At 50.1% G+C, this 5,038-nt stretch carries 4 protein-coding genes; 2 read left to right on the plus strand and 2 right to left on the minus strand.

All coding sequences use genetic code 11. From position 1 onward, the window contains the following. Positions 1-231 precede the first annotated feature (231 nt). On the minus strand, positions 232-1,206 hold the full coding sequence (locus tag QUB06_RS34035) for a hypothetical protein (RefSeq protein WP_333439191.1): 975 nt from the start codon (positions 1,204-1,206) through the stop codon (positions 232-234). A gap of 229 nt (positions 1,207-1,435) precedes the next feature. Next, on the minus strand, positions 1,436-2,413 hold the full coding sequence (gene holA, locus QUB06_RS34040) for a DNA polymerase III subunit delta (protein WP_333439193.1): 978 nt from the start codon (positions 2,411-2,413) through the stop codon (positions 1,436-1,438). 176 nt (positions 2,414-2,589) lie between these two features. Here holA and QUB06_RS34045 point away from each other — a divergent pair, with 176 nt between their 5' ends. Both QUB06_RS34045 and cbiE read left to right on the plus strand, forming a co-directional pair. Beyond that, the gene (locus QUB06_RS34045; RefSeq protein ID WP_333439197.1) at positions 2,590-3,330 is read left to right on the plus strand and encodes a DUF1868 domain-containing protein; all 741 of its coding nucleotides are present in this window, start codon (positions 2,590-2,592) and stop codon (positions 3,328-3,330) included. 257 nt (positions 3,331-3,587) lie between these two features. Then, a complete protein-coding gene (cbiE, locus tag QUB06_RS34050; protein ID WP_333439195.1) occupies positions 3,588-4,892 on the plus strand; it encodes a precorrin-6y C5,15-methyltransferase (decarboxylating) subunit CbiE in 1,305 nt (434 codons plus the stop codon). Positions 4,893-5,038 lie beyond the last annotated feature (146 nt).

Here is a 5,038-nt window from a genome sequence, read left to right on the forward strand (position 1 = left end):
TTGAGTTACCTCAGTAGATGTGTTCTCTTTCTTTACTTATTTTAACATAGTTCGGTTTTTTGGCGCCGACCTACTTAAAGCAATAGGTAAAATCCAATGAAATTTTAATAAAATTGAAAAAAGTCAAAAGGTAAGAAAGCTTTGAGTAAAAAAAGATTTTTTACTTTTGGCTTTTGACTTTTGACTTTTAGCACATCGAGTATTCAACTCAAAACTCAAAACTCAAAACTCTTAAGGCGCTGCTGCCGCCCTACGGTTGGCAACAATCAGATTAGCCTGATATTCTGCCGCTTTTTGCTGAGCCTTTTGATAGTTCGGGCTGGTTGACGGTACGGATCTCATGAGCTTAACTGCTTGCTGCCACTCGCTTGCTACTGCGATCCACTCATTTTGAGACTGAGCCTTCTGGGCCGAAATTGCTGCCTTCTGAGCTGTGTTAACGGCTTCCCTCCAAGAGTCAGGCTTAGGCGCGGCGGGTTTTGCTGGCCCAGAAGCTGGGGCTGGGCTTGCTGGCGCAGCAGCAGTGGGAGCGGGTTTTGGTGCAGGGGAGGCTGGCTGTGGGGCGCCCGGAGAGGCAGCGGCTTTAGAAGGGGGAGAGGAGGGTTGGGGGGAGGGGGAAGCTGCTTCGGGGGCTATCGGTTCTGGGTTCGATTCGCCGAAGGGGAAAGTTTTAGTAAAGAAAAGCCCTGCGATCGCCGCCAGAGGTACTAAGATACCCACAGGTATTACCCATTTGGGAAATTGTTTTTTCGGAGGCGGGGCTTGATCTTCGTCTTCGTCTTCGTCTTCCTCGTCGTCATCTCGATCGAATTCTCCTTCTTGATAATAGTCTTCCTCTTCGGGCTCGACATCATCTAAACCTACAGATTCGTCAGGCATTCCACTATCCAAGGGGTAAGGCATTGAATCTGCAGGCATCAGATCAATTTCATCTTCCCACGCAGGCTCACCGTCACCTCTTCGACGCCCGTAAACCTTTACAGTGTGAATTGATTCGAGTCCCAGCTTCGTCATGCCGGTGCGGATGAAATCGACCAATACCATTTGATCCGGTACTTTGTCTGCCTCCAGAATTATGTGGAGGCAGCCGTTGTCCCGCGTCACATCGGCGTTGATGCCTTTGGGTTTGAGTGTACGGTTGATGCTAGATGCGATCGCGTTTGGATCGCCTTGCTTGAGCAGTTCCCGCGGGTTCTGTTGTGTCATGGGTAGCGCTCTTTTTTTGGGGGGGTGGAGAGCCGGCAAATAATATTAACCGATCGGCATTCGGCGGACAATATTTATTTACCACATTAACTTCTACTTTGGCATTCTGAGAGTATTTCTAGTATCTATTGACCTTTTGGGCTGCGATCGGGCATCAAGCACATAGCCGAAGAAAGAAATTTGTTGTAAAAATTTACAGTAAGGAGCCGATCCTGTGCTCTGTCGCGCATCAGCGAAACAAGCTAGAAAGTTCTATAACTTTGGTTTGCAGGGTTGAGATTTCTTCCCGGCCCCGCTTTAAAGAAGCTTCTAACTCTAGCAGCAAAGGCAAACTTTTTTGCAGTTTTTCTAAGCTGGCGTTCTTGACTTCTTGACGAAAATAGTATACTCGTTTCGGATTGCCAAGATCTAGAGCTTGAGCAATTTTATCATCGCGATCGCCCGCTTGGATCATCGCCTTCACCCACAGCCAAATCCGAAACTTACCAGTTAAGCCAGCCACAATCCTCAAACCAGGCTCGCTGCGGCCAGTTAAGCCTGCCAATAAATCCAAAGCGGCGGAGGTATTGCCCTCGCGAATCGCATCGGCTAGCTGGAAGGTATTCTGGGCGTGACAGTGCACGAGTGCGGCAACTTCTTCCGGGTTCAGAGGTTGGCTGCGGTTGCCCGCAAACAGCAGCAATTTTTCCATTTCGCTGTATAGCCCGCGGGTATCGCTGCCAATGGATTCGGCCAAAAGTTCGATCGCTGTCGCTGTCAATTTTACGTTCATTTCGCCCGCGACTTGGCGCACCCGCTGGGCTAATTCTTTCTCATTCCAAGGCGGAATCGGCGAAAATTCCCGCACTTGGGCGGACTGGGAAATTAACTTGGTAGATTTGAGCCGGCTGTCGGGTTTTTTGACGGATGTCAGCAGCAGCACGGTGGTGTCGGGAATCACTGGCAGCGTCCGTTCAAATTGCGCTAACAGTTCAGGAGAGCACTGCTGGGTTACAGTCGTATTTGCCAGCCAGACAAAACGGCTGCCGGTACCGAAGGGCGGCGTTAAGGCTCGATCGAGCCCTTCGACCACAGCTCCGGCGGAATCGGCAATAATTTTGTCATAGTTAAAACTAGCCCAGTTGGGGTCGAGGACTGTTTGGCGCAAACTTGTCACAGCCTGCGCCATCGCAAAGTCGTCTTCCCCCCAAAACAGATAAATTTGCATGAAAAACGCTCAGTAGCCCAAAAAATCAGAGTTGCAGGTTCCGCAAGTCCAACATATCCTGAATTGGACTGTTGGATGCCCGCACCATAATATAAAATTTGGTGTGGGAGTTTGTCACCGCGAGGAAATCAAGATTGGATGATACTTATCAAGCTTACGTAAATCGGGTGGCGCGAATGACGCTGCTGGACTCCTACAAGTCCCAGGTGGAACACATTCAGGAATCTCCAAAATTTAAGCCGGACGAAGCTGGTCACAGAGATCCTGTACCTTTTCCGGGTTATTCGGTGATTACGCCGCCTGCTGGGGAAGATGCAGAAAATGCTGCACTTTATAGTAATTTGCATTCGATCCAACAACGGCTATTGCAGGAAATAGCGGACGGTGCGATCGTGGCACTGCCTCCTGATACCTTCCATTTAACCGTAGCTGATTTGATTTGGAGCAGCGCTTTTCGAGATGCCTCTGATAAAAATCCCGAATTTGAGGAGCAACTGCGCTCGCGCATGGCCGATCGTTTTGCCGCCTGCAAACCCTTGGCGGGCGGCGCCCCCATTCGCTGGACAGTGCTGGGGTTGATGGTGATGACTAGAGCTGTGGGTGTTTGTTTGGCACCGACGGACGAAAACTCTTACAAGCAAATTCTGGAGTTTCGCCGATCGATCTATCAAAATCCCGATTTAATGGCTTTGGGAATCGAACAGCAATATCATTTTACGGCCCACATTACTCTGGGTTATTTTGGGGACGTAGGGCCGAACCTTGACCGCCATCGCTTGTGCGCTTTGCTGTCAGAGTTAAACGAGCAATGGCTGGACACGCCGCAAGAACTGTCCGTACACCGAGTGGAACTGCGGAAGTTTGACGACATGACCACCTATCTCCGGCAACCGGAATGGCCTGTTTTTGAGTTTTAACGACGGAAGAGGGAAGAGGGAAGAAGGAAGAAGGAAGAGGGAAGAGGATCGATGTGAAGATTTTTTCCATCTCCCCCTCTCCCCATCTCCCACTCTCGCAATCTCTCGCCCCCTCTCCCCCTCTCCCCTGTGACAAGAGTCAGGATATTGCCTGTTAAATGCTTTAATTATTTTTGTTTGACAGTAAAGTCAAGGAAAAAATTGATGAAAAACCAGGAAAAATCAGTAATTCTGGTTTTTTACTTTTTGCTTAAAAAGTGACAGTACACGTTGTTGGTATAGGTTTAGATGGAGCTGCTGGGCTGAGCGAATCGGCGCGGCAGGTTGTAGAAATGGCTGCTCTGCTAATAGGGAACGAGCGCCATTTGAGCTATTTTCCCCAGCACGACGGAGAGCGCTGGGCGTTGGAAGATTTGACCGAAGCAATTCTGGAAATTCGGCGCTGGTGGGCGACTGAACCCGAATTAGAGCCCTCTGCAGGGACGGTGGAACACCGCGATCGACCGATCGTAATTTTAGTGCCCGGCGACCCGCTGTTCTACGGCTGGGGAAAGTTGTTAATTGCCCAATTGCCGGCAGAAAAATTGACTTTTCACCCCCATGTCAGTTCTGTGCAGTTGGCTTTTAACCGCTTGCAAATCCCTTGGCAAGATGCTCATTTTGTTGGCTCTCAAGGACGTTATTTTGAGGAACTGACGGCAAAACTCAAGCTCGGTGTGGAGAAGATTGCGGTGCTGGCGGACGAAGCTCACACTCCGGCTGTACTGGCAAATTTGGTGAAAGCTCTAGATTTGCCGACACGCTACGAGTTTTGGGTTTGCGAAAATTTGGGGGCGGCCCAGGAACGGGTAAGCCGCAAGTCTCTGGAAGCTTTGCTGAGAGAGTCTTTTGCACCGCTGAGCGTGGTTGTGATGCTGCGGGAGTCCCCGCCGAGGGCAGAACCTTTGGATTTGGAAAAGTTGCCTTTGTTGGGAATACCGGATGCAGCTTTTATCGGTTGTGGCGACAAGCCTGGTTTGACGGTGGAACGGGAAGTGCGGGTGTTGGTGCTGGGACAATTGGCTTTGCAACCGGGACAAGTTGTCTGGGATGTGGGTGCTGGTAATGGTTCTGTGTCGATCGAGATTGCTCGTTTATTCCCGCAGTCTGAGGTGTACGCGATCGAACAAACGGTTTCTGGTACTTCTGCGATCGAGTTCAACTATGGCCGTTTTGGGCTGCAAAATGTGTTTTCGATTCACGGAACCGCCCCGGAAATTTTGCACCGCTTGCGTCCTCCGCACCGGATTTTTATTGGCGGCAGTGGCGGAGGGTTGACTAAAATTTTGGGCGTTTGCGCGCTGCGGCTGCTCGCTGGAGGCTCGATCGTGTTGGCTTTGGATGCTTTTGAGGATATTGCTACTGTTTTGAGCTGGATGGGCGATCGGGTGCGCCGGGAACCGCACTGGAGTTACCGAATCGTGCAAGTGCAGTTATCGCGTTCTGTGGCTGGGGGGAATTCAACTCGTTTTGATGCGTTGCGGCCAGTTTCGATTGTGACGATCGATCGACACTTGAATTAATGCTGAAATCTGTCATATCAAATCCGCGCTTCAGCGTCGGGCGTAAAATCGAGTCAATATTCAACACTCAACTAGGACTTACGCATTGACAAAATAACCAAATAGTGCATTGATAAAGAGGGAACGTCTACTAACGGGTATCAGAC

This window comes from Microcoleus sp. D2_18a_D3 (assembly GCF_036702455.1).
GTDB lineage: Bacteria > Cyanobacteriota > Cyanobacteriia > Cyanobacteriales > Microcoleaceae > Microcoleus.